At 72.5% G+C, this 24,270-nt stretch carries 21 protein-coding genes; 5 read left to right on the top strand and 16 right to left on the bottom strand.

Annotation, left to right across the window (positions count from 1 at the left end; genetic code table 11):
* The first annotated feature begins 24 nt into the window (after positions 1-24).
* Positions 25-801, top strand: coding sequence for a VOC family protein (locus C7C46_RS05910; RefSeq protein ID WP_110666440.1), 777 nt, complete (start codon positions 25-27; stop codon positions 799-801).
* A 31-nt stretch (positions 802-832) separates the two neighbouring features.
* On the opposite strand, the gene C7C46_RS05905 is transcribed toward C7C46_RS05910, so the two are convergent.
* From C7C46_RS05905 to C7C46_RS05890, 4 genes are all read right to left on the bottom strand, one after another.
* Entirely contained in the window at positions 833-1,483 is a 651-nt protein-coding gene (locus tag C7C46_RS05905; RefSeq protein ID WP_110666438.1) for a thymidine kinase, read from the bottom strand.
* 84 nt (positions 1,484-1,567) lie between these two features.
* Positions 1,568-2,755, bottom strand: a complete 1,188-nt coding sequence (locus C7C46_RS05900; RefSeq protein ID WP_110666436.1) for an alkaline phosphatase family protein — start codon at positions 2,753-2,755, stop codon at positions 1,568-1,570.
* A 13-nt stretch (positions 2,756-2,768) separates the two neighbouring features.
* The gene (locus tag C7C46_RS05895) at positions 2,769-3,353 is read right to left on the bottom strand and encodes a DUF5998 family protein (RefSeq protein WP_110666434.1); all 585 of its coding nucleotides are present in this window, start codon (positions 3,351-3,353) and stop codon (positions 2,769-2,771) included.
* An 82-nt stretch (positions 3,354-3,435) separates the two neighbouring features.
* A complete protein-coding gene (locus C7C46_RS05890; protein WP_245984222.1) occupies positions 3,436-6,249 on the bottom strand; it encodes a bifunctional acetate--CoA ligase family protein/GNAT family N-acetyltransferase in 2,814 nt (937 codons plus the stop codon).
* Positions 6,250-6,494: 245 nt separating this feature from the next.
* Between C7C46_RS05890 and C7C46_RS05885 the strand changes: the two genes are divergently transcribed.
* Positions 6,495-6,773 carry an HPr family phosphocarrier protein gene (locus tag C7C46_RS05885; RefSeq protein WP_110666432.1) on the top strand — a complete coding sequence of 93 codons (279 nt, stop codon included), beginning with the start codon at positions 6,495-6,497 and terminating at the stop codon, positions 6,771-6,773.
* A 37-nt stretch (positions 6,774-6,810) separates the two neighbouring features.
* Here C7C46_RS05885 and C7C46_RS05880 read toward each other — a convergent pair whose 3' ends face one another.
* The 4 genes from C7C46_RS05880 to C7C46_RS05865 are packed head-to-tail and all read right to left on the bottom strand — an operon-like array spanning position 6,811 to position 9,562.
* On the bottom strand, positions 6,811-7,548 hold the full coding sequence (locus C7C46_RS05880) for a hypothetical protein (protein ID WP_110666429.1): 738 nt from the start codon (positions 7,546-7,548) through the stop codon (positions 6,811-6,813).
* Positions 7,549-7,604: 56 nt separating this feature from the next.
* Positions 7,605-7,934 (bottom strand): hypothetical protein, encoded by a 330-nt coding sequence (locus C7C46_RS05875; protein WP_110666427.1) that lies wholly within the window; start codon positions 7,932-7,934, stop codon positions 7,605-7,607.
* A 15-nt stretch (positions 7,935-7,949) separates the two neighbouring features.
* A complete protein-coding gene (locus C7C46_RS05870; protein ID WP_110666424.1) occupies positions 7,950-8,942 on the bottom strand; it encodes a hypothetical protein in 993 nt (330 codons plus the stop codon).
* Complete coding sequence (locus C7C46_RS05865) at positions 8,939-9,562, bottom strand: WXG100-like domain-containing protein (protein WP_110666422.1); 624 nt, start codon at positions 9,560-9,562, stop codon at positions 8,939-8,941. The genes C7C46_RS05870 and C7C46_RS05865 overlap by 4 nt, the downstream gene beginning before the upstream one ends.
* 165 nt (positions 9,563-9,727) lie before the next feature.
* Between C7C46_RS05865 and C7C46_RS05860 the strand changes: the two genes are divergently transcribed.
* Entirely contained in the window at positions 9,728-10,477 is a 750-nt protein-coding gene (locus tag C7C46_RS05860) for an SAM-dependent methyltransferase (RefSeq protein WP_110666420.1), read from the top strand.
* An 82-nt stretch (positions 10,478-10,559) separates the two neighbouring features.
* On the opposite strand, the gene C7C46_RS05855 is transcribed toward C7C46_RS05860, so the two are convergent.
* The 3 genes from C7C46_RS05855 to C7C46_RS05845 form a co-directional block, all read right to left on the bottom strand.
* Positions 10,560-11,753 carry an RtcB family protein gene (locus C7C46_RS05855; RefSeq protein WP_110666418.1) on the bottom strand — a complete coding sequence of 398 codons (1,194 nt, stop codon included), beginning with the start codon at positions 11,751-11,753 and terminating at the stop codon, positions 10,560-10,562.
* 320 nt (positions 11,754-12,073) lie between these two features.
* A complete protein-coding gene (locus tag C7C46_RS05850; protein ID WP_110666479.1) occupies positions 12,074-13,438 on the bottom strand; it encodes a M16 family metallopeptidase in 1,365 nt (454 codons plus the stop codon).
* Between the two features lie 11 nt (positions 13,439-13,449).
* Complete coding sequence (locus C7C46_RS05845) at positions 13,450-14,790, bottom strand: M16 family metallopeptidase (protein WP_110666416.1); 1,341 nt, start codon at positions 14,788-14,790, stop codon at positions 13,450-13,452.
* A gap of 198 nt (positions 14,791-14,988) precedes the next feature.
* Here C7C46_RS05845 and C7C46_RS05840 point away from each other — a divergent pair, with 198 nt between their 5' ends.
* Positions 14,989-17,454 carry a DNA gyrase/topoisomerase IV subunit A gene (locus tag C7C46_RS05840; protein ID WP_110666414.1) on the top strand — a complete coding sequence of 822 codons (2,466 nt, stop codon included), beginning with the start codon at positions 14,989-14,991 and terminating at the stop codon, positions 17,452-17,454.
* 142 nt (positions 17,455-17,596) lie between these two features.
* On the top strand, positions 17,597-18,499 hold the full coding sequence (locus C7C46_RS05835) for a ferredoxin family protein (protein WP_110666478.1): 903 nt from the start codon (positions 17,597-17,599) through the stop codon (positions 18,497-18,499).
* Between the two features lie 202 nt (positions 18,500-18,701).
* Here C7C46_RS05835 and C7C46_RS05830 read toward each other — a convergent pair whose 3' ends face one another.
* The 5 genes from C7C46_RS05830 to C7C46_RS05810 form a co-directional block, all read right to left on the bottom strand.
* The gene (locus tag C7C46_RS05830; protein WP_245984221.1) at positions 18,702-20,483 is read right to left on the bottom strand and encodes a solute symporter family protein; all 1,782 of its coding nucleotides are present in this window, start codon (positions 20,481-20,483) and stop codon (positions 18,702-18,704) included.
* A complete protein-coding gene (locus tag C7C46_RS36255) occupies positions 20,480-20,896 on the bottom strand; it encodes a DUF485 domain-containing protein (RefSeq protein WP_245984220.1) in 417 nt (138 codons plus the stop codon). The genes C7C46_RS05830 and C7C46_RS36255 overlap by 4 nt, the downstream gene beginning before the upstream one ends.
* A gap of 627 nt (positions 20,897-21,523) precedes the next feature.
* Positions 21,524-22,387, bottom strand: coding sequence for a response regulator transcription factor (locus tag C7C46_RS05820; RefSeq protein ID WP_110666409.1), 864 nt, complete (start codon positions 22,385-22,387; stop codon positions 21,524-21,526).
* A 121-nt stretch (positions 22,388-22,508) separates the two neighbouring features.
* The gene (locus C7C46_RS05815; protein ID WP_110666407.1) at positions 22,509-23,669 is read right to left on the bottom strand and encodes a sensor histidine kinase; all 1,161 of its coding nucleotides are present in this window, start codon (positions 23,667-23,669) and stop codon (positions 22,509-22,511) included.
* Between the two features lie 27 nt (positions 23,670-23,696).
* On the bottom strand, positions 23,697-24,182 hold the full coding sequence (locus C7C46_RS05810; protein ID WP_110666405.1) for a CcdC protein domain-containing protein: 486 nt from the start codon (positions 24,180-24,182) through the stop codon (positions 23,697-23,699).
* Positions 24,183-24,270: the final 88 nt, after the last annotated feature.

The raw sequence follows: 24,270 nt of genomic DNA, 5'->3' as shown, positions 1-24,270 counted from the left end.
AGCGGGCGGCGAGGAGGACCGGCGATGACTGCGGTACAGGTCCGGGTGGCGCATGGTTCACCCTGCTGGGTGAGTCTGCTGGTGCACGATCTCGAACGTGCCAAGGCGTTCTACGGTCCGCTGCTGGACTGGAGTTTCACCGGCGGCGGGGCCGAGCTCGGCGGTTACCTGCGGGCCAGTCTGCACGGGGCGAAGGTGGCCGGGATCGGCCTGGCCCCGGACCAGCCCGCGCTGCCCACCGAATGGACCACCTACTTCGCGGTGGACAGCGCCGACGCGGCCTCGGCCCGGGTGCGCGACTGCGGCGGCACGGTGGCGGTCGGCCCGCTGCAGGCCGACGCGGCCGGGCGCCTCTCGGTGGCCGCCGACCTGTCGGGTGCCTTCTTCGGCCTGTGGGAGGGCGCGGACCACCTGGGCTGGGAGGTGGTGGGCGAGCCGGGCGCACCGGTCTGGAGCGAGCTGGTGACCAGTGACGAACCGCTGGCCGCCGGGTTCTACGGCACGGTCTTCCAGCGCCAGGTGGTCGAGGCCGACCCCTCGGCGGTGGCCCGCGGCGAGGAGGACGCCACCCTGCGGGTGGACGGGCACCGGGTGGCCGGGATCCGGCAGACCACCGACCTGCGCGACGGGCCGCCGCGCTGGCGGATCTACTTCGGCGTCACCGACGTGGACCTGACGGCCGCTCAGTGCACCGCGCTGGGCGGCAGCGTGCTGGTGGCCCCGCACGACACCCCGTACGGCCGGGTGGCCCGCCTCGCCGACCCGGAGGGCGGGCGGTTCTCGGTGGTGGCGCTGCCGTAGCGGGGTCCCCGGGCCTGGGAGGCCGCGGCCCCTAGGCCTGCTCGAACGGGAGCACGTCCGGCGAGAGCGCGGCGGCCCGGGCGGTGGCGGAGGTCAGCCGGCGGCGGTGGTGGCGGCGGCAGAGCACCTCGTAGCCCACCTCGTCCGGGCTGACGGCGACGTCGCCGACCACCACCTGCGGGCCCTCCACCACCATCACCCCGCCCACCGTGCGGGCGTTGTGGGTGGCCCGCGCCCCGCACCAGCACAGGGCCTGGACCTGGAGCACCTCGACCCGGTCGGCCAGCTCCAGCAGGCGCTGCGAACCGGGGAAGAGCCGGGTGCGGAAGTCGGTGGTGATGCCGAAGGTGAACACGTCGATGCCCAGTTCGTCCACCACCCGGGCCAGCTGGTCGACCTGCGCGGCGGTGTAGAAGTTGGCCTCGTCGCAGATCAGGTAGTCCACCTTGCCGCCGGACGAGAGCAGCTGCACCACGTAGTGCTGGAACTCGAAGCCGTCGGTCACCTCGACCGCCTCGGCCTTGAGGCCCAGCCGGCTGGAGATGGTGGAGGCGCCGGCCCGGTCGTGGCGGGCGAAGATGATGCCCTGCCGGCCGCGCGCGGAGTGGTTGTGGTTCATCTGCAGCGCCAGGGTGGACTTGCCGCAGTCCATCGTCCCCGAGAAGAAGACCAGTTCAGCCATGGTGGGGTGGGAGCGCCTCTCTCAAGGGGTGCGTGCTTCTCAGGTGCGGACGCCTCGGGTGCGGGCGTCCCGGGTGCGGACGCCTCAGGGCTTGCGGACTTCGAGCAGCGGGACGAACTGTTCGACCGGCGTCATCGAGCCGTGCAGCCCGGTCATCGCGGACTCCCCCGGCTCGCTGCGCGAGGCGATCACCGCCACGTCGTCGCGGGCCGCGGCCACCACGTCGCCGATCCGGTGGTAGACCCGGTCGTCCACGGCCGGCCCGAACCAGCCCGCCACGATCGCCTGGTCGCGGGTGGCCACCCACATCCGGTCGCCGAGCACCTCGCTCCAGACCGTGAAGACGTCGGCGGCCGCGCCCGGCACCGCGTACACGTGCCGGGCCCGGGCCTCGCCGCCCAGCAGCGCCACTCCGGCGCCCAGCTCCCAGTCCTCGTCGAAGTCGATCCGGTCCTCGGGGGCGATGTCGATCATGCCGTGGTCGGCGGTCACGTACATCGCCGAGCGCGGCGGCAGCTGCTCGGCCAGCCGCAGCGCCAGCCGGTCCACCGAGTTCAGCATCAGCCGCCACTCGTCCGAGTCCACCCCGTAGCGGTGGCCGGTCCCGTCCAGCTCGCTGACGTAGGTGTACACCAGCGCCCGGTCACTGGCGGCGAGCTGACTGGCTGCCAGGTCCATCCGCTCCTCCCCGGTGGTGCGGCCGAGGAACTGGCCGCCGGAGAGCGCGATCCGGGTCAGCGGGGTCTGAGCGAACAGCGGCGAGGAGACCTGGCTGGTCGCCACGCCCGCCGCGTGCACCCGCTCGAAGACGGTCGGGTACGGCTGCCAGCTGTGCGGGTCCTCCGGGGGCTGCCAGCGCAGCTGGTTCATCAGCCGGTTGCGGCCCGGGATCGCCACCGTGTACCCGGCCAGGCCGTGCAGGCCCGGCGGCAGGCCGGTGCCCACCGAGGCCAGCGAGGTGGCGGTGGTGGACGGGAAGCCGGCCGTCAGCGGGCGCCCGGTGCCGCCCAGCGAGCTGGGCAGCAGCGAGGTGAGGAACGGCGCCCAGTCGGGGTGGCGGCGGATCAGCTCCCAGCCAAGGCCGTCCACCAGGAAGACGCAGACCCGGTCGGCCGGGGCCAGCGGCAGGGTGGCGGTGAACCCGTCCACGCCGAGGCCGGCCGCCACCGTGGGCAGCAGGTCGCTCAGCGAGCCGGAGCCGTAGCCCGGGGCGGGAGCGTCGGCGGGGTCGAGCAGCTCGAAGCCGTCGTGGTCGAAAGCGTGCGGCATCATCCGGCGGCGGACCTCAGACCCTGCTGATGGTGGCCTCGGACAGCGCCCGGGCGAAGATCAGCGCCTGGGCGACCGTCTCGGGGCCGTCGCCCGCCTCGCTGACCCGAAGTGACAGGTCGTCAGCGGTGGTCGAGCCGGTGTAGCCGTGGTCCGCCTCGCAGCTCGGGTCGGAGCAGCCGGCCGGCTCCAGGTCGATCCGCTGCACCGCGCCCCAGCCGATGGTCAGCACCACCTCGCGCGGCAGGGTGCCGGGGGTGTAGGTCTCCGGGTTGGCCACCATCCGGCTCAGCACCACCGAGGCGATCCGGTCCAGGCGCACGCTCTCGGTGGAGGTGGTCGCGTACGGCACCGGGCTGGCCGCGTCGGCGGCCTGCTCGTCGGTGTGGCTGACCACGAAGCGGGTGCCGGTGAGCACCAGCACGGTGACGTGCCGGCGGACCTCGTTGGCGTCGAAGGTGGTCTCCTGGTGGACCAGGTAGGACAGGATCGGCTCCGGACCCACCGCGGACTCCACCGCCTCGGAGACCAGCGCGGGGTAGTAGCCGCTGCGCTCGATCGCCGAGCGCAGGTCCTGCGTGGTGGTACCGGTCTTCGCCATAACTCCATCCTGGCATGCCCCGCCTGGGCGGCGGGCTGGACTGCGCCGACCGCCGGATGCCGAAAGGCGCAACCCAGGAAGGTTACAGGGTGCTCATACTGCGCGGGCCCAGATCGGTGCGGACGGGCAGCGGCGCCAGTCGAACGCGGGCGGACAGCACGGTCAGTCCCCGCTGGGCCACCACCACCGGCTCCAGGTCCACCGCGGCCACCTCCGGCAGGTCGTCGAGCAGCTGGGAGATGCGCAGCAGCAGCTCCTCCAGGGCCGCGGTGTCCACCGGTGCCGCGCCGCGCCAGCCGAACAGCAGCGGGGCCGCCCGCACCTCGCGCACCAGCGCGGCCACGTCGAGGTCGGTGGCCGGGACCAGCCGGTGCGCCACGTCGCCGAGCAGCTCGGCCGGGGCGCCGGCCAGCCCGAAGGAGAGGATCGCGCCGACCGCCGGGTCGACGGCGGCACCGATCACCGTGTCCACCCCGCGCGGCGCCATCCGCTGCACCACCAGCTCGGCCCGCGCCGCGCCGCCCAGCAGCGCGGCCAGCTCCCGGTGGGCCCGGCGCAGCCCCTCCTCGTCCGGCAGGTCCAGCCGTACCCCGCCCAGGTCCGGGCGGTGCCGCAGGTGGGTGGCGGTGGCCTTGAGCGCCACCGGGTAGCCGAGGCGGGCGGCGGCCCGCACCGCGTGCTCCTCCTCGACGGCGGGCAGCGCGCGCTGCACCTCGATCCCGTAGTGGCCCAGCAGGGCGGCGGCCTGCTCCTCGGGCAGGGTGAACCGGGCCCCGCCGGGCTGGGTGCGCGCGGCGGTGGCGGTGCGGGTGTCCAGCGCGGCCGCCACCAGGGCGCGGGCAGCCGGGGCGTCCACCCCGGCCAGCTCCGGGACCCGGGCGTGCCGCTCGGCGGCCTCGGCGGTGCGCCGCCACTGCCCGTAGCGCACGGCGTGCGTCAGGGCGCGCACCGCCCGCTCGGGGGCCGGGTAGGCGGGCAGCGGGTCCTCGGCGGCGCGCAGCACCTCGGACAGCTCGGTCAGCGCCAGGTGGGTGAGCAGCAGCGGCTTGCCGAGCCGGCGGGCGGTGGCCGCCGCGTGCAGCAGCCCCTCGCCCAGCGCCGGGTCGTCGCCGGCCCCGACGGCGTCGGCCGCCGGCCCCGCGCCGGGCAGTGCCAGGCCCGGGCTGGTGATCGGCGGGATCGCCACCGCGATCACCGCGTCCACCGCGGAGTCGCTGAGCGCGGTCTCCAGCGCCACCCGGAAGTGCTCCCCGGTGGCCGTGGTGGTCAGGTCCACCGGCGGGCGCGGGCGCAGCCCCGCGCTCAGGCAGGCGTCATGGGTGAGCAGGCCCAGCGAGTCGGAGTTGCCCACCACCGCCACCCGGTCACCGGCCGGCAGCGGCTGACGGGCCAGCAGCTCGCCGGTGTCCAGCAGCTCGGTGATGGTCTCCACCCGCACCACGCCGGCCTGCTGGAAGAGCGCGTCCACGGTGGCGTCGCGCAGTCCGCTGGCGGTGGGCGGCACCGCGTGGCCCGGCGGCAGCGAGCCGGTGTGCCGGGCCCCCTTGACCACCACGATCGGCTTGGTGGTGGCCAGCCGGCGGGCGATCCGGGTGAACTTGCGCGGGTTGCCGAAGGACTCCAGGTAGAGCAGCACCACCTCGGTGGCCGGGTCCTCCTCCCAGTACTGGAGGAGGTCGTTGCCGGAGACGTCGGCCCGGTTGCCGACCGAGGCGAAGGAGGAGACGCCCAGGCCCCGGCGGTGCACCGCCTCCAGCAGCGCCACCCCGATCGCACCGGACTGGCAGAAGATGCCGAACGGGCCGGGCTGCGGCAGCAGCGGGGCCAGCGAGGCGTTCAGCGGGTGCTCGACCGCCGTGCTCAGCAGGCCGAAGGCGTTCGGACCGATCACCCGCATGCCCGCCGCCCGGGCCTGGCGGACCAGGGCGCGCTGGCGGTCGCGGCCCTGCGCGCCGGTCTCGGCGTAGCCGGCGGTCACCACCACCAGGCCGCGCACGCCGTGCGCCCCGCACTCGGCGACTACCGCCGGCACCGCCTGGGCCGGCACCGCGACCACTGCCAGGTCGACCGGCCCGGGGATCTCCAGCACCGAGCGGTGCAGCACCACCCCGTCCAGCCGGGTGCCGACCGGCGCCTTGGCGTTCACCGCGTACACCTCACCGGTGAAGCCGCTGCCCAGCACCGAGCGCAGCAGCGCGCGGCCCGGCGAGGACTCCTGCCGGGAGACGCCGATCACCGCGACCGAACGGGGCGTCAGCAGCCGCTGCACCGAGCGGGCTTCGGCCCGGTGCTCGCGGGCCCGCATCACCTCCAGCGAGGCTGCGGTCGGCTCCAGGTCGAACTCAAGGTGGACCACGCCGTCGGCGATGCTGCGCCGCTGGACGTAGCCGGCGTCGGTGAACACCTTGGTCATCTTGCGGTTCTCGGGCAGCACCTCGGCCACGAACCGGCGGATGCCGCGCTCCTGGGCCACCGCGGCGACGTGCTCCAGCAGCGCCGAGGCCACGCCACGGCCCTGGTGCGCGTCCTGCACCAGGAAGGCCACCTCGGCGTCGGTGCCGGTGGCGGACGGGCGGCCGGACTCGTCGATCCGGTCGTAGCGCACGGTGGCGATGAACCGGTCGCGCACCACCACTGCCAGGGCCACCCGGTCCACGTAGTCGTGGTGGGTGAAGCGGCGCACGTCCTTGTCGGACAGGCGCGGGTAGGGGGCGAAGAAGCGGAAGTACTTGGACTGGTCGGAGACCTGGGCGTAGAACTCCACCAGCCGCTCGGCGTCGCCGGGCACGATCGGGCGGATCCGCGCGGTGCCGCCGTCGCGCAGCAGGATGTCGGCCTCCCAGTGCTGGGGGTAGCCGGGAATGTCGTCCTGCGCGTCGGACTGGGCGGGGCTCACACCGGGGAGCCTAGGGCCTGTCGGCCGATTCGCGTCGGATCAGCGGGCGGCGGCGGTTGCCGGGGCGCGAGCGGCCTGACGCGGCGTCGGCGGGCGGCGAGCCGGATGGCGCCCGGCGGACGGGCACGGCAGGGTGGTGCCCGCGGGCGGCCAGGCCGCCGGTCCGGGGGCCCGGCCGGAACCGTTCCGACCCGGTTCGTGCCAGAATGGTCTAGACAACATGCACCACCTGAAAGGCACGTCACATGGCTGAGCGCCGCGTCACCATCGGTTGGCCCGAGGGCCTGCACGCCCGTCCCGCCTCCGTCTTCGTCCGGGCGGCGGCTGCCGTCGGCGTGCCCGTCACCATCGCCAAGGCGGGCGGCAACCCGGTCAACGCCGCCTCCATGCTCGGCCTGCTGGCGCTCGGCGCCGAGGGCGGCGAGGAGGTCGTGCTGGCCTCCGACGCCCCCGGGGCCGAGGCGGCGCTGGACCGGCTGGCCGCGCTGGTCCAGAACGGCCTGGACGAGCTGCCCGCGGCCTGACCGGCCCCACGCACCGTCGATGCCGGTGGCGCCGCACTCAGTGCGGCGCCACCGGCATCGCGTCGAACCCGTCGAACAGGTAGGCGTAGACCTGGGCCAGGTAGCCGGTCAGCGCCTGGACGTCCGGGAATCCGATGTACGTCAGGCCGTACCACTGGTCCACGCCGAGCGGACGCTCGCGGACCAGGTGGACCAGACCGGCCCGCACCGTCTCCCGGTAGTCCGGCCAGGCCGCGGCGAAGCCCTCGCGCAGCTCGCCCAGGTCGTCCGCCGCCTCCACGCCGAGCACCCCGGCGCAGAACCGGACGAACCGGCCGTCCACCCCCGGCACGTCCAGGCCCAGCTCGGCGAGCGGGACCCGCAACGGGTCGATCCGGCCACCCGGGTACGGGTAGGCGGTGGTCAGCAGAAGGTCATCGGCGCGCTGCGGACCGGCCCCCGCGCCCGGCTCGGCACCCGCAGGTCCGGCCGCCACCAGGGCGGGCGCCGGGCGGTACACGCCGTAGACGAACCCCGTGGAGAAGTCCGCCCGCACGTAGTTCACCTCGCCCCCCGGCCCGTACGGCACCTGCGGGTCGATGCCGAAGCCGGTGGCCCAGGCGTCCCCGGCCGGCGGCGGACCGTACAGCTGGCGGAACGGCATGATCGGCGCCAGGTCGTGGTCCTTCAGGGCAGCCGCCCGCAGCACCTCGTCGGCCAGCACCAGGCCCTCGCCCGAGTCGAAGCGGGTGGCCCAGGGGCCGGTGCGGGGTGGCAGTTCGTCACGGATGGGCATCGGTCGGGTCTACTCCGTCCAGGGTCGGCGGGCGCGGCGGGCCAGGGCGTGGCGGATCACGGGGCGGGCGCGATCGGGTGCTCCTGGCGGTTGCCGAACACGTAGTCCCGCAGGTCGACCAGGAAGTCGTACAGCTCGTCGTCGGTGGAGAAGTAGTAACCGGTCAGGTCCTGGAAGCCGCCCGTGCCCACCGGCCGCTGCTCGATCAGGTAGGCCAGGCTGTCGGCCAGGTACTTCGCGAACGTCCGCGAGTCCCGGGCCCAGCCGCGGGCCAGGTAGAGGTCGTCGATGATCTCCGGGTGGAAGCAGGACCGGTAGAACCGCCGCAGCTGGTCGCTCTCCGCCCAGCCCGGGATGTCACTGCCGTCCCATTCGGCCCCTGTCATGGTGCGCTCCTTCACTCAGCGGCCCGGATTGTGATGGTTGAGCGGCTCCGGGAACATCGTGTGGAGTTTGAACCCGCCGTTCCCGTCCGGGCGGTAGATCGCCTTGATCGTAGCGCCCGTGAAATCGACGTTCCGGTACCTCACGTTGCCGGCCGCATCCAGCGGTTCCTTCGGGTCGACGTAGTACCCGCGCAGCCGGTCCGAGTGGTCGCCCGGGCCCCAGGCATCGCCCGGAGAGAACGTCACCTCGTGCGGCGGGGTCTCGGGGATCCGGCCGCGGGCGTACTGGTCCGCGTACATGAAGGACTCGTTGTCGCCGAAGGCCGTCGCGTACGTGCCGCACTTGTGGTTGCGCGGGGACTCGCCCGGCTTGACGTCGGCGTCCAGGTAGAGGTCCGGCGGCTGGAGCTTCTCCTTGGCCTTCGGGCCGTGCAGCGGGTCGATCTTGTTGGTCGACACCACGTAGCCCTTGTTGTCGTAGGCCGGCACCTGGGCGTGGGCCGGACCCTGCATCACCGGGGTGCCGAGCCGGTCCTTCAGCTGGTCGTCCGTCACGTCCAGGTGCCGGCCGACCCCGTGGCCTTCCTTGTCCAGCGCGTCGATCCGGGTGGCCACCCGGCGCTCGTACTGGTCGCGCATGCCGTCCTCGCCCAGCGCGTTCTGGCCGGGCTTGAGCTTGATCGGGTCGCGCTCGCCGTCGGCGTGCTTGCGCAGGGTCTTGCGGATCCGCTCCTCCGCGTCGTCCAGGTTCTTCTTGGTCATCTCCAGGCCGTGGCCGATCGAGCGGTGGCCGTGCTCCATCGCCTTCGACATGTCGGTGATCATCGAGTCCACGATCGGCCGGACCGCCTTCTCGACGATCTGGCCGTACTTGCCCCGGCCCAGCAGCCGGCCGCGGGTGGCCGCGTCCAGGTTCCCGGCGTGGCTGGCCACCCGGTCCGCGTGGCCGTGCACCTGCCCGGCGGCCGTGCCTATGTGGTCGGAGTGAGCCTGGAAGCCCTCGCTCACGCCGCGTTCCCCTCACCGAGGATCGCGCCGCCGGTGGCCGCCGGGCCGAGCGCCGCCTGCACCCCGTGGAAGGCCAACCCCGACACCGCCTCCTGGATCGCCGCCTGGAACGGCTCGATCGCGGTGGTCACCAGTTGCCCGATGATGTCCTGCTCGATCTGCTGCAGCAGGGCGTTGACGATCAGCTTGCCGCCCTCGATGATCGCCGCGTTCGCCGCCTCCGCCAGGCCCAGGGTGGCGACTGCGGCCGCCTGCTCGGCCGCGAACTCGGCCACCATCGCGACCAGCTCGGTGATCACCGCGCCCTTGGCGACGACCACCGCGTCGGCCGCCAGGTCCAGCGCACCGGCCAGCGTGCCGCAGTGGTCGATCAGCACCTTGAAGTGACCGTCCGAGGCCAGCGCCCAGCGGGCCACCATCGCCTCGTAGGAGGCGCCCTGGTAGACCGCGCCCAGGTTCGTCACCACGCCGTGGGTGTCGTCGTGCGCCTCCCGCACACCCTTGGCGTACTCCCGGATGTGGTTGGCCCACTCCCGCAGCTCGTCCTCGTCGATCTCGGGCCAGTTGAGGCCGATCACACCCATCACCCAGACCAGATCGTCCGGAAGTTCGATCGACAATCCCGGCCTCCCCTCGGTTCCCCCGTGGCTCCCGCGTGCGCCAGCCGGTGCGACTGACGGACCATCATGCTGCCAGCCCCTAGGACATGCCTGGTCAGCGGGGTGGTTCCGGACACCCGGTGAAATCCCGGTGCAGGCGGCACCACAGCCTGGCACGCTGAACGGATGGACCGTCAGGAGCTCTCCCGCATCGCCCACACCCACCACCCCGTCGCCGCGCCGCTGGACGACTCGAACGTGGCCGCGCTGCTGCGGCGCGCCGTCCGGCGCGGGGACGAACGGATCCTGGACCTCGGCTGCGGCGAGGCCCCCTGGCTGCTGCGCGCCCTGGCCGCCCACCCCGGCCTGCGGGCCGACGGCGTGGACACCGACGCCGGCGCCCTCACCGCCGCCCGGGCCGCCGCAGAGCGGCTCGGCGTGATCAGCCGGCTCGGCCTGCACCACCGCCCCGCCGCCGAACACACCTCGCCGCACCGCTACGACCTGGTGCTCAGCGTCGGCGCCAGCCACGCCTTCGGCGGCCTGCTGCCCACCTTGGCCGCCGCCGAGCAGCACCTGGCCCCCGGGGGCCAGGTGCTGCTCGGCGAGGGCTACTGGCAGCGTGAGCCGGACGAGGCCGCGCTGGCCGGCTTCGGCGGCGCCGCCCGCGAGGACCTCGACGACCTGCCCACCCTGGTCGACACCGTCACCACGGCGGGCTGGCTCCCGGTCTTCGGCCACCAGAGCAGCCAGCGCGAACTCGACGACTACGAGTGGTGCTGGACCGGCTCCCTCACCGAGTGGGCTCTCGACCACCCCACCCACCCCGCCGCCCCCGACGCCCTCACCCGCGCCACCACCCACCGCACCGAATGGCTCCGCGGCTACCAGGGCACCTTCGGCTTCGTCACCCTGCTGCTGCGCCGGGCGGAGTAGGGGCTCCCGCCCCCGGACCGAGGCAGACCCGCACCAGCGCGTGACCCGGGCGCTGCGGCGCGGGACGCCGCAGCGCCCGACCTCACCCCTTGATGCAGATCACCTGCTTGATCTGAGCCACGATCTCGACCAGATCCCGCTGCTGCTCCATCACCTTCTCGATGGACTTGTAGGCACCCGGGATCTCGTCGAGCACGCCCGAGTCCTTGCGGCACTCGACACCGCGGGTCTGCTCCGCCAGGTCCCGCACGGTGAACCGCTTCTTGGCCGCCGTCCGGCTCATCTTCCGACCGGCGCCGTGCGAGGCCGAGTTGAACGAGGCCGCGTTGCCCAGGCCACGCACGATGAACGAACTCGTGCCCATCGAGCCCGGGATGATCCCGTACTCGCCGGAGCCGGCCCGGATCGCGCCCTTGCGGGTGACCAGCAGGTCCACCCCGTCGTAGCGCTCCTCCGCCACATAGTTGTGGTGGCAGCTGATCACCTCGTCGAAGGTGACCTTGGCCCGGCTGAACTCGCGCCGGAGCACGTCCTGGTAGAGCGCCATCATGACCGCCCGGTTGTACTTGGCGTACTCCTGCGCCCAGAACAGATCCTGCCGGTAGGCACCCATCTGCGGCGTGTCCGAGATGAACACCGCCAGGTCGCGGTCGACCAGCCCCTGGTTGTGCGGCAGCGAGCGGGCCACCTCCATGTGGTGCTCCGCCAGCTCCTTGCCGATGTTGCGCGACCCCGAGTGGAGCATCAGCCAGACCGAACCTGACGTATCGAGACAAAGCTCGATCATGTGGTTGCCGGATCCGAGCGTTCCCATCTGCTTCAGTGCCCGCTCGTGACGGAACTTGACCGAAGGCGCGATCGAATCGAACCCCGCCCACATCCGCTCGAAGCCGGCGGCCGCGAAGCCGTGGAGCTTGGCCGGGTCGACCGGGTCGTCGTGGAGGCCGCGGCCGACCGGGATGGCCTGTTCGATCTTGGTGCGCAGGCGGCCGAGGTCGTCCGGGAGGTCGCGAGCGGTGAGCGAGGTCTTCACCGCGCTCATGCCGCAGCCGATGTCGACGCCGACCGCGGCCGGGCAGACGGCGCCCTTCATCGCGATGACGGAGCCGACGGTGGCGCCCTTGCCCAGGTGGACGTCGGGCATCACGGCCAGGCCGTGCAGCCAGGGCAGGGTGGAGATGTTGCGCAGCTGCTGCATCGCCGCGCCTTCGACGGTGGCCGGGTCGGCCCACATCCGGATCGGGACCCGCGCGCCGGGGACTTCGGTGTACGACATGGTGGAACAGACCCCCAAAAGGTCGACAGTTCAAGCGTATGACTGCCACGCGAAGCATCCGGCGTGGCTCGGGGACGTGGAGGGGTCGCGCGCGCTCAGGCGGCGCGGACGGAGGCGGTGCGGAAGGGGTCCAGCGGCCTCGGGGAGCGCGAACGTCGTTGCTCGACCCGCATGGTGACCGCCTCCCTCCGCTGTGCCGTTCGCCTGGTGCCGCGCACCGCGACGGGAGTATCAAGCCACGCCGCGCCCCCGGCCCGCAACGGCTTTTCGGACACGCGAAGGGCCCGGCGGGAGTACCCGCCGGGCCCGGTGACGCAAGGTCAGCTGACGACGGTGACCTCGCCGATCCCCAGCGCCTTGACGTCCTCGGCGATCACCGAGGCGTCGCCGACCAGGACGGTGACCAGCCGCTCGGGCGGGAAGGCGGCCACCACGGCGGTGGTGGCCTCCTCGGTGGAGAGCGCGGCGAGCTGCTGGTAGACCTTGGCCTGGAAGTCGTCCGGCAGCTGCTGCTCGACCTGGTCGGCCAGGGTGCCGGCCACCGAACCGGCGGTCTCGTACTTGAGCGGCGCGACGCCGACCATGAACTGCACCGCCTCCTCGCGCTCGGAGTCGGTCAGGCCCTCGGCGGCCAGGGTGCGCAGGATGGTCCAGGTGTCGGCGAGGGCGGGGGCGGTGGAGGCGGTGTCCACCGAGCCGCTGATCGCCAGCAGCGCCCGGCCGGTGCCCTGGGCGTCGGAGCGCAGCGGCTGGGCGAAGGCCCGCACGCCGTAGGTGTAGCCCTTCTCCTCGCGCAGCACCCGGTCCAGCCGGGAGGTGAGGGTGCCGCCCAGGCAGTAGGTGCCCAGGATCTGGGCGGCCCAGCTGGGGTCGTGGCGGTCGGGGCCGATCCGGCCGATCAGCACCTGGGTCTGCACCGAACCGGGCCGGTCCACGATGACCACGCGGCCGCGGTCGTCCGCGGTGACCGGGGTGGTGGTGCCGGGTTCGGCCTTCTCGCCGGTCCAGCGGCCCAGGGTGGACTCGAGCAGGGCGGGCAGGTCGACGCCGGTGAGGTCGCCGACGATGACCAGGGTGGCGGTGGAGGGGCGCACGTGGGCGGCGTAGAAGGCCTGGACGGCGGCCCGGTCGATGCCCCGGACGGTTTCGGCGCTGCCGGCCCGCGGCCGGGAGAGCCGGTCTGCGGCGTCGAAGAGCTCGGCGTACAGGGCCTTGGCGGCGCGCCGGGCCGGGTTGGCCTGCTCGTGGACGATCTCGTCCAGCCGGTTGGCGACCAGGCGCTCGATCTCGTCGGCGGGCAGCGCGGGGGCGCGCAGCGCGTCGGCGAGCAGGGTGAGGCCGCGCTCCAGGCGGGAGGCGGGCACGTCCAGCACGACCCGCAGGCAGGGGTGGTCGGCGTGGGCGTCCATGGTGGCGCCGGCCCGCTCGAGTTCGGCGGCGAACTCCTCGGCGGTGAGGGTGTCGGTGCCCTCGTTGAACGCCCGGGCGAGCAGGGTGGCGACGCCGTCCAGGCCGGGCGGCTCGGCGGCGAGCGGGGCGTCGAGCAGCACCTCGACGGCGACCAGCTGCTGGCCGGGGCGGTCGCAGTGCAGCACGGTGAGGCCGTTGGCCAGGGTGAGCCGCTGGGGGGCCGGGAACGCCCACGGGGTGGGGGTGCCGGGCTGCGGCTGCGGGTGGAAGGTCATGGTCGGCGTGCTCACGCGGCATCCTCCTCGGTCTCGGTGGCGTCGGTGGTGGGCTCGTAGACCAGCACGGCGCGGTTGTCGGGGCGCAGGCGGGCTGCGGCGACGGCACGGACCTCGTCCGCGGTGACGTCCAGCACCCGGCCGAGCGCTCCGTTGACCAGCTTGGGGTCGCCGAAGAGCACGGCGTAGCGGCAGAGTTCGTCGGCGCGGCCGGCCACGGTGGTGAGCCGGTCGAGCCACTCGCGCTCGATCTGCGCCTGGGCGCGCTCGAGTTCCTCGGCGGTGGGGCCGTCGGCGGCGAACCGGGCCAGCTCCTCGTCGATGGCCTGGTCGATCTGGGCGATCGTGGCCTCGCCGGAGGACTTGACGTCGAGCCAGCCGAGCGAGGGGGCCCCGGCCAGCCGCAGCAGGCCGAAGCCGGCCGAGACGGCGGTGCGGTCGCGGCGGACCAGGCGGTTGTAGAGGCGGCTGGACTCGCCGGAGCCGAGCACGGTCAGGGCCAGGTCGGCCGCGTCGGCCTCGCGGGTGCCGTCGTGCGGGAGCCGGTAGGCGCTCATCAGGGCACGGGAGGGGACCTCTTCGTGCAGTTCCTCGCGCAGTTCGCCGCCCATGGTGTCGGGCAGCGTGCCGTCGCGCGGGGGCTGCTTGCCGTGGTGCTCGGGGATGGAGCCGAAGTACTTCTCGACCCAGGCGATGGTCTGCTCGAGGTCGATGTCGCCGACCACCGAGAGGACCGCGTTGTTGGGCGCGTAGTAGGTGCGGAAGAACTCCTGGGCGTCGGCCAGGGTGGCCGCGTCGAGGTCGGCCATCGAGCCGATCGGGGTGTGGTGGTACGGGTGGCCCTCGGGGTAGGCGAGGGCGGTGAGCTTCTCCAGCGCGGTGCCGTAGGGCACGTTGTCGTAGCGCTGGCGGCGCTCGTTCTTGACCACGTCGCGCTGGTTCTCCATCGACGTCTCGTCAAGAGCGGCCAGCAGCGAGCCCATCCGGTCGGCCTCCAGCCAGAGGGCGAGCTCGAGCTGGTGGGCGGGCATGGTCTCGAAGTAGTTGGTCCGCTCGAAGCTGGTGGTGCCGTTGAGCGAACCGCCGGCGCCCTGGACCAGTTCGAAGTGGCCGTTGCCGGAGACGTTGGCCGAGCCCTGGAACATCAGGTGCTCGAAGAGGTGCGCCAGCCCGGTGCGACCCTTCACCTCGTGCCGGGAACCCACGTCGTACCAGAGGCAGACCGCGGCGACCGGGGTGAGGTGGTCCTCGGAGAGCACCACCCGCAGGCCGTTGGCCAGGCGGTGCTCGGTGATGGCGATGGGGGCGCCAGTGCCTCCGGTGGAGGTGGCTTCGGCGGCCGGGTTGGCCATGCGCTCGGGTCCTTCCCGTTGTTGGGTCGAGGAGCTGTACCGCCCCCATTGTGGTGCAACGCATACGGTGCCGTGGTGTGCCCGCGCGCGGGCTGCGTTCGCCACCGGCGCAACACCCTGGTGGGGAGTGTCGGCCCGAGGGTCCACAATGGGGGGCGCCGTACCCAGAGCTGACAGACGCAAGGGAGCCCCGCCGCGATGGCCCGCCGCAGTTCGCCGACCCCGCCGCCCGGAGACTTCGAGGAGCGGATCCTCGATGTCGACGTGGTGGACGAGATGCAGGGTTCCTTCCTGGAGTACGCCTATTCGGTGATCTACTCCCGGGCGCTGCCGGACGCGCGGGACGGTCTCAAGCCGGTGCACCGCCGCATCCTGTACCAGGCCAACGAGATGGGGCTGCGTCCGGACCGCGCGCACGTGAAGTGCGCCCGGGTGGTCGGCGAGGTGATGGGCCGGCTGCACCCGCACGGTGACGCCTCGATCTACGACTCGATCGTGCGGATGGCGCAGCCGTTCTCGATGCGGGTGCCGCTGATCGACGGTCACGGGAACTTCGGTTCGCTGGGCAATGACGACCCGCCGGCCGCAATGCGTTACACCGAGTCGCGGCTGACCGCGGCGTCGATGGCGCTGGTGGAGTCGATCCACGAGGAGACGGTCGACTTCGGCCCGAACTACGACGGTTCGGAGCAGGAGCCGGGGGTGCTGCCGGCGGCGTTCCCGAACCTGCTGGTGAACGGCGCGACCGGGATCGCGGTCGGCATGGCGACCAACATGCCGCCGCACAACCTGTCCGAGGTGGTGGCGGCGGCCCGGCACCTGATCAAGCACCCGACCGCCGACCTGGACACGCTGATGCGGTTCGTGCCGGGTCCGGACCTGCCGACGGGCGGGCGAATCGTGGGCCTGGCCGGGATCCGGGACGCGTACGAGAGCGGCCGCGGCACCTTCAGGATCCGCGCCACCGCGACGGTGGAGGACGTGACGCCGCGCCGCAAGGGCATCGTGGTCACCGAACTCCCGTTCGCGGTGGGTCCGGAGAAGGTGATCGGCAAGATCAAGGACCTGGTCAACTCGAAGAAGCTGCAGGGTGTCGCGGACGTCAAGGACCTGACGGACCGTGTGCACGGCCTGCGGCTGGTGATCGAGGTCAAGAACGGCTTCGTGCCGGAGGCGCTGCTGGAGCAGCTGTACAAGCTGACCCCGCTGGAGGAGACCTTCGGCATCAACAACGTGGCCCTGGTGGACGGCCAGCCGTTGACCATGGGCCTGAAGGAGCTGCTGGAGGTCTACGTCGACCACCGCTTCGAGGTGGTCCGTCGGCGCAGCGAGTTCCGCCGCCGCAAGCGCCAGGAGCGGCTGCACCTGGTCGAGGGCCTGCTGGTGGCGCTGCTGGACATCGACGAGGTCATCGCGCTGATCCGCAGCAGCGAGAACGCCCAGCAGGCCAAGGAGCGCCTGATGGAGCGCTTCTCGCTGTCCGAGGTGCAGACGGCCTACATCCTGGACACCCCGCTGCGCCGGCTGACCAGGTTCGACCGGGTCGAGCTGGAGACGGAGCAGGCGAAGCTGCTCACCGAGATCGCGGAGCTGACCGAGATCCTGGAGTCGGACTCCCGGCTGCGCGGCGTGGTCTCCGGGGAGCTGGCGGCGGTGGCCAAGCAGTTCGGCACCGAGCGGCGCACGGTGCTGCTGGAGGCGGGTGCGGTGCCGTCGGCGGCGCTGGCGGTGCCGCTGGAGGTGGCGGACGACCCGTGCCGGGTGATGCTCTCCTCGACCGGGCTGCTGGCCCGCACGGCGGACGGCGAGCCGGTGGCGCCGGAGAGCGGGTCGGCGGATCGCAAGCGGTCCAAGCACGACCTGGTCGTCTCCTCGGTGCCGGCCACCGCGCGGGCCGATGTCGGCGCGGTGACCTCGGCCGGGCGGGTGCTGCGGCTGCCGGTGATCGACCTGCCGGCGCTGCCGCCGCAGGAAGAGCTGTCGCTGGCGGGCGGCGCGGCAGTGAGCGAGTTCCTGAAGCTGGCGGCCGGTGAGCGGCTGATCGCGCTGACCACCCTGGACGAGTCCTCGCCGGGTCTGGCGCTGGGCACGGTGCAGGGCGTGGTCAAGCGCGTGGTGCCGGAGTGGCCGGCCAACAAGGACGAGTTCGAGGTGATCGCCCTCAAGGAGGGGGACGAGCTGGTGGGCGCGGTGGAGCTGCGCACGGGTGAGGAGGACCTGGTCTTCATCACCAGCGACGCGCAGTTGCTGCGCTACCCGGCCGGGCAGGTGCGGCCGCAGGGGCGGCCGGCCGGTGGCATGGCCGGGGTGAAGCTGGCGGACGGGGCCCGGGTGATCTCGTTCACCGCGGTGGATCCGGCTGTCGACGCGGTGGTGGTCTCGGTGGCCGGGGCGTCCGGGACGCTGACCGGCGAGTCGCAGTCCACCTGGAAGGTCACGCCGTTCGACCTGTACCCGCGCAAGGGCCGGGCCACCGGCGGGGTGCGCTGCCAGCGCTTCCTGCGCGGAGAGGAGATGCTGGCGTTCGCCTGGGCGGGCGCGGCACCGGCCCGGGCGGCGGCGGCGAACGGCTCGCCGGTGGCGCTGCCGGAGCGCGACCCGCGGCGCGACGGGTCCGGGACGCCGGTGGGCACGCCGATCGCGGCGGTGGCGACCGGGAGCTGACGGTGGTGGCCGGGCAGCCGGGCCCATAGCGGGCGCGGGCCCGGAGCCAGGCTCGGAGCCAGGCCGGGGCTCGTGCTCGGGGAGCAGGGGTGACGCGAGTGCGGCCGCCCCGCTCCCCCAGGCCGGAGGTAGGGTGGCCGCGATGACGACCTGTACGACGCTGTCGAACGAACTGCACGAGCCGCTGGCCGCGACGGCCGCCAGCGCACGGACCTGGCTGCTCATCGAGCAGGCCGGCCCGTGGGGTGCCAAGGCACTGACCGAGAGCCACTTCGACGCCGAGCTGGGCCGGGCGCTGGATGCGGCCACGGCCGGCACCGGGGTACGGGTCGCGCTGATCCGCCGCCCCGGGCGGCACGCGGACGACCGGCCGACGGCCCGTCACCAGGTACTGGTGGCGCACACGCTGCCGGGGCGGAGCTGGATCCGGCGGGCCGAGCTGGAACGGCCCGCCGAGCTGCTCGAACTCGACTTCGCTGCGCTGGGAGCCGGTGACCACACCGGTTTCGGGGCCCCGCACGCGGGCGCCCCGCTGGCACTGGTGTGCACCAACGGACGCCGGGACCGCTGCTGCGCGCTGCTCGGCCGGCCGCTGGCGGCCCAGCTGGCGGCCCAGGGCCACAGTGAGGTCTGGGAGGTCACCCACCTGGGCGGCCACCGGTTCTCCCCCACCATGCTGGTGCTGCCGTACGGGTACGCCTACGGGCGGTTGACCGAGGAGGCGGCCAAGGAGGTGCTGGCCGCGACGGCGGCCGGGCGGACGGTGCCGGAGGTCTCCCGCGGCCGGTCCTGTTGGGACCGGCCGGGGCAGGCGGCCGAGCACGCGGTGCGGGAACTGACCGGCGAGGTGGCCGCCGAGGTACTGACGGTCGTTCAGCAGGCCTTGGACAGCGGCGGCTGGCGCTGCCTGGTGCACCATCAGGACGGGCGGAGCTGGCAGGTCGAGGTCATGGCGGCGGCCAGTGAGCCGCCCCGGGCGGAAAGCTGCGGCAAGGCGCCTGGTTCGCCGGTGCGGATGGTGGTCGGATCGGTGACCGCCGGCTGAGCAGGGATGGCTGGAGCGGGGCAGGGGTGGCTGCCCTCCAGTCAAGCAGAGGGCGGATGTCACGGGGTGCGCGCACCCCGTGACATCCGCCCTCTGCTTGGGGCGCCGGCCTACCTGCTCGGCACCTTGCCTACCTGCTCAGCCACCTGCCTGCTGCATCCCTGCTGCCTGCCTGCCTGCCTGCTCGGTCGTGCCAGCGGGCTCAGACCGCGCCCGCGCCGGTGAGAGAGCGGACCTCAAGCTCGGCGAACTTATCCGGGTCGGCGCGCTCCTCGCCGCTGACCGTGCCGATCCAGCCCATCAGGAAACCGAGCGGGATGGAGATCAGGCCGGGGTTCTCCAGCGGGAACCAGTGGAAGTCCACGCCGGGGAACATGGCGGTCTTGCTGCCGGAGACCACCGGCGAGAAGAGCACCAGGACCAACGCCGGCACCAGACCGCCGTAGGTGGACCAGCAGGCGCCGCGGGTGGTGAAGCGGCGCCAGAACAGGTTGTAGACCAGCGTCGGCAGGTTGGCCGAAGCGGCCACCGCGAAGGCCAGACTCACCAGGAAGGCCACGTTCAGCCGCTGCGCGAAGAGGCTGAGCACGATGGCCAGTCCGCCGATCAGCACAGCGGCCAGCCGCGCGACCACGATCTCCTGGCGCTCCGTCACTGGCGGCCGGCCCGAGCGGCGGAACGCCTGCGCGTAGAGGTCATGGGCGAAGGAGACCGAGGAGGCCAGGGTCAGGCCCGCCACCACGGCCAGGATGGTGGCGAAGGCGATCGCCGAGGTGACGGCGAAGAAGAAGGTGCCGCCGGTGCTGCCCTCGCCGCCGCCCAGGTTGAGGGCCAACAGCGGGACCGCGGTGTTGCCCGCGGAGTTGGCGGCCTTGACCGCCTTGGAACCGACCAGCGCGGCCGCGCCCAACCCCAGCACGATGGTCATCAGGTAGAAGCAGCCGACCAGGCCGATCGCCCAGATCGTGGACCGGCGGGCGGCCCGGGCGGTCGGTACGGTGTAGAACCGCGAGAGGATGTGCGGCAGCCCCGCGGTGCCCAGCACCAGTGCCACGCCCAGGCTGACGAAGTCGAGCCGACTGGTGGTCGACGCACCGTACTTGAGGCCGGGCTCGAGGAACTTCGCCCCTGCCCCGCTGCCGTGCGCGGCGGAGTTCATCAGGTCGGCCACATCGCCGTGGAAACGGAAGAGCACCAGGATGGTCATCAGCACCGCCCCTGCCATCAGCATCAGCGCCTTGACGATCTGGATCCAGGTGGTGGCGCGCATGCCGCCGACCGTGACGTAGATGATCATCAGGGCGCCGACCGCCACGATGGTCCAGGTCTTGGCCGCCGCCCCGGTGGTGCCCAGGAGCAGGGCCACCAGGCTGCCGGCGCCGACCATCTGAGCGATCAGGTAGAGCAGCGTGACCACCACGCTCGCGGAGCCGGCGGCAGCACGGACCGGGCGCTGCCGCATCCGGGTGGCCAGCACGTCGGCCAGGGTGTAGCGGCCGGTGTTGCGGACCAGTTCGGCCACCCACATCAGCACCACCAGCCAGGCCACCAGGAAGCCGATGCTGTAGAGCACGCCGTCGTAGCCGTAGAGCGCGATCAGGCCGGTGACGCCGAGGAAGGAGGCTGCGGAGAGGTAGTCGCCGGAGAGCGCGATGCCGTTCTGCAGCGGACCGAAGTCCCGGCCGCCGGCGTAGAAGTCCTCCGCGGCCTGGCCACGCCGGCCCACCCAGAGCGTGATCGCCAAGGTGACCACGACCACCAGGGCGAAGAGCACCACGGCCAGCCCGTGGTGCTGCTCGGCGGCGGGGTGGACGGGTGCGGCGGGCACGTGGGGTGCGGCGGGCCCGGCGGCTCCCGGGGCGGGCGCGACATAGGCGGCGCCGGCGTTGTGCACAGCGGTGGTGACGGCGGCACCGACCCGGCGGGAAGCACTGGTCACGGTGGCGCCGACCACGAGGGCGGCCTGTTGGGTGAGTTGTGTCATCGGAGCTGGTCCTGAGTGTCCCAGCGCAGACCGAGGGCGGCTCGGTCGCGCTTGGTGCGGGCGTTGCGGGAGTAGAGCCAGGTGATCACGAAGGTCGAGACGAACTGCATCAGACCCAGCAGCCAGGCCACGCTGAACGGACCGGCGAGCTGGGCGCGCATGAGATCCGGAGCCGCCGCCTGGAGCGTGACGTAGAGCAGGTACCAGCCGAGGAAGATAGCGGTGGCGGGGAAGACGAAGCTTCGGTAGCTGCGCCGGATGTCCTGGAAGGCCCGGCTGCGCTGCACCTCCCGGTAGACCTCGGCCGCCGCCTGGTCCTGCTGCTCGGCCAGCAGGACCTCGAACTCGCCGGCGAGCTCGGTGCCGTACTGATGGGCGTAGGGGTTGTGGTACTGGCTTGGATACAGGGTCACGTTCGCGTAAGGGGCGCCGAGTTGGTCGCCGCGACGGTCGCCGCGGCTGTCATTTCGGACGTTGTGGTGAGAGTCGCTTCGGACATCACTGCGGACATCGCTGCGGGTGTCACTGCGGCTGCCGCCGTGACGGTCGCTCAGCCGCAGATCCGGCTGATCGACGGCCTCAGGCCGGGAATCGCGCACCGGCCGACCGGCGGCGGCCGCCTGGTCGCCGGGCGCCGGCTGGGCCGGAACGTGAGCCGCCGACGCGTCGCTCTGGGGCTCGCCACCGCGCACCGACCGCTGCTCCGGACTGGTAGAAGACCGCTTACCGGCCGCCAGCCCGCCGGCTTGGCGCCGGACTGCTCCCAGCGGGCCCGCCACGCTCGGTGCGGACCACCAGTCGAACCGCTGCCCGCGTCGGGGCGCCGGACCGGCTGGTCCCGTGACTTCGTGCTGTGCCAATGCTGCTCCTGGCCGAGAGGCGCCACTCGATGATGGGCTTCCGGTATCGGCACCCGCACTTCCGGACAGCCCGCCCCGAAGATCCATTCGGCGTACCGACGGCGCCCTGACGGCTCCATGATGGCCCGTCAAAAACCCATTTGTGGCATTCAGTCAGGAGTTTCACTCGATGAGGTGATTTCAGTCTGTTTGCGAACTCTGAAAAAGACCATGTCGAAACGCATAACTGACCGCTTGTGCGCGATCTCTGACCGCTGTCTTGGCAAAGAGGTTGTTGATATGTGTTTTCACGGTGGCCGGACTGACGAAGAGCGCGGTGGCGATCTCGCTGTTGGACAGGCCCTCAGCGATCAACGCGAGCACCTCTGCCTCACGGACAGTCAGACCGTCTGGAAGCTCCGGGGGCTGGTAGGGGCGACGGGTGCGGGGCGCGGCCGATGAGGTCGGGGTGTGAGGTGAGGTCGGGATGAGCGGTGAAGAAGCGGCGTGCGGTGAAGTCGGATCAGCGGTCGGAGTGGGGGTGGGGTTGGAATCGGTGTCGGCAGCGCCAGGTGCCTCGGTGGGCGGTGCTTCGCTCGCGGCGGCGGGCGGACCCGCCAGACGCTCCAGCAGGCGGCGCTGAACCTGCGGTGACAGGCCTGCCGCCCCGGCCCGCACGTCCGCGATCGCCTTGGCGATCTCCTCCGCCCCGGCGTCCTTGGTCAAGTAGCCGCGGGCGCCGGCCTGCAGGGCCGGAAAGAGCGAGTCGTCGTCCGCATAGGTGGTCAGCACCACGATCTCGGTGCCGGGGTACTCGGCTCGGATCCTGCGGGTGGCCTCCACCCCGTCGCAGCGCGGCATCCGAAGGTCCATCAGCACCACGTCCGGCCGGTGGTGCGCGACCAGTTCGAGTGCCTCCTCGCCGTCAGCCGCGGCGCCGACCACCTCGATCCCCGGGAGGAGCCCCAGCAGCATCACGATCCCCTCGCGGACGACGGTCTGATCGTCCGCGACGAGCACCCGGGTGGTCGCTCCTGCCGTCTGGGCACCGCTCGGCTGGCTCATTGGGCCGTCCTGCTCCTCTGCTGGTCGGTGATCGTCTGCGGGGCGGGCGCATGGTCCGCCGCCGACCGGTCACCGGTGACCGCTTCCCGGCCGCTCCCCTGCACCGGGCGCCGGCCTCGCCTCAGACCGGCAGCCGCAGCCTGACCAGCCAACCATCCTCGTCCGACCCGGCCTGAAGGCTGCCACCCAGGAGTTCGGCTCGCTCCCGCATACCCAGCAGACCGTACCCGCTGCCGGTACCGGCCAGTTCGGCCGACACCGGGGTGGCCGGTGCCACCGTGTTGCGGATCTCCAGCTCCACCTCCTCCGCCAGGTACCTCAACTCCACCGCGCAGCGGGCTCGGGGTGCGTGCTTGCGAACATTGGTCAGCGCCTCCTGGGCCGTCCTGCGCACCGCCAACCCGACCTCGGCGGCGAGCGGACGCGGGGTGCCGGTCACGGTGAGCGGGATGTGCTCCCGATTGGTCAGCTCGACCAGGAACTCGCCGACGGTGGTGAACTCCCCTCGCAGGGCCGAGAGCGCCTGCCTGGTCTCTATGAGCCCTTCCTGAGCCATCCGCCGGGCCGCGACCACCCGCTCCCTGACCTGTTCCCGCTCCGCTCCGCCGTCCAGCATGAGCCGGGCCGCCTCCAGGTGGACCAACTGCGCCGAGAGGCTGTGAGCCAGGACGTCGTGGATCTCCCGGGCGATCCGGGCCCGCTCGGCGAGCGCCGCGCTCTCCGCCTCGGCGACCCTGATGGCCCGTTCCTGCTGCTGCAACCGCAGGGCCGTGCCCCGGGCCTCGGAGTCCAGGCGGATCAGGTAACCGAGCAGAGCGAGGCCGACCACTGTGGCGACCAGCGCCAGGTAACTGTCCCCGCTCTCCACCGAGTAGGAGATCACTGCTGCCCCGAAGGTGGGAACCGCTGCCACCAGCGGCAACCGGATCAGGGCGATCACGCTGAGCGCGCACCAGATGAGGTTCGCCAGTGTCTCGGCACCGATCTGGTGGGCGATCGGAGCCAGCACGACCAACTGACCGGCGGCAGCCAGCGCCCACCCGATCCGGTGGTTCCTGGTGGCGCGGAACAGCAGTAGGAAGAGCAGGACGGAGGCGACCAGGATGAGGATGGCGACCACTGCCGCCCCGCCGGTGAACTTCCTGCTGCTCACTGTGCCCAGGAGTACGGTGAGCAGCAGGGCCAGCCGGCCGGCGAACGAGAGCACCTGTCCGGGGCGGGAGCGCTCCTCCTTCCCCAGGGCCTCTCTTGAGGGCCAACGCGTCCAGGTCTCCAACTGCACAGACGGTCCTTCCACGGTGACGATGACTCAGGCCACCGTGCGCAGGGGCTGCGGGGCGTCCAGGGTACGGGCCCTCCAGTTCACCACGAGGCCACGAGTGAACAGCAGCACGCCGAGGGTCAGCAGCAGCGCGTTGGTGCTCTCGTGGATGTGGAGAGCGTCGCCGAGCCCGTACAGGCCGACCCGCACGGCTATCAGCCCGGCCCAAGCCGCGACCGTCGCCATGGTGCCCTTGGCCCAGATGCTGCCGTCGCTCTCCCGCCAGAGCCTGACCGTCCAACCCCAGACCGAGCCCATCGCCATCACCACCACTGCGGAGACGGCCAGCAGCACGATCGCCGTCGCCTTGTGCTGCGGGTCGATCAGCGAGTGGTTCTGCAGGGCCACCGCGACGAGGATCAGCGGGACCACCCAGAAGCGGCGGTCGGCAGTGACCTTGCGGGCCTGGAACTGGCGGCCGGCCACGAAGGCTGCCACCGCGAGGATGATGAGGATGTTCACGATGCCGGTCATCGGACTGCTCCGTCGCGCTCGCAAGGGGGTTCGGACAGCTACGACGCTAGGGATTCACCGGCTGCGACTGATCGGCTCCAGGGTTGAT

This window comes from Streptomyces tateyamensis, from assembly GCF_003205575.1.
Classification (GTDB): Bacteria; Actinomycetota; Actinomycetes; order Streptomycetales; family Streptomycetaceae; genus Kitasatospora; species Kitasatospora tateyamensis.
This window is presented reverse-complemented; position numbering and strand designations above follow the sequence as displayed.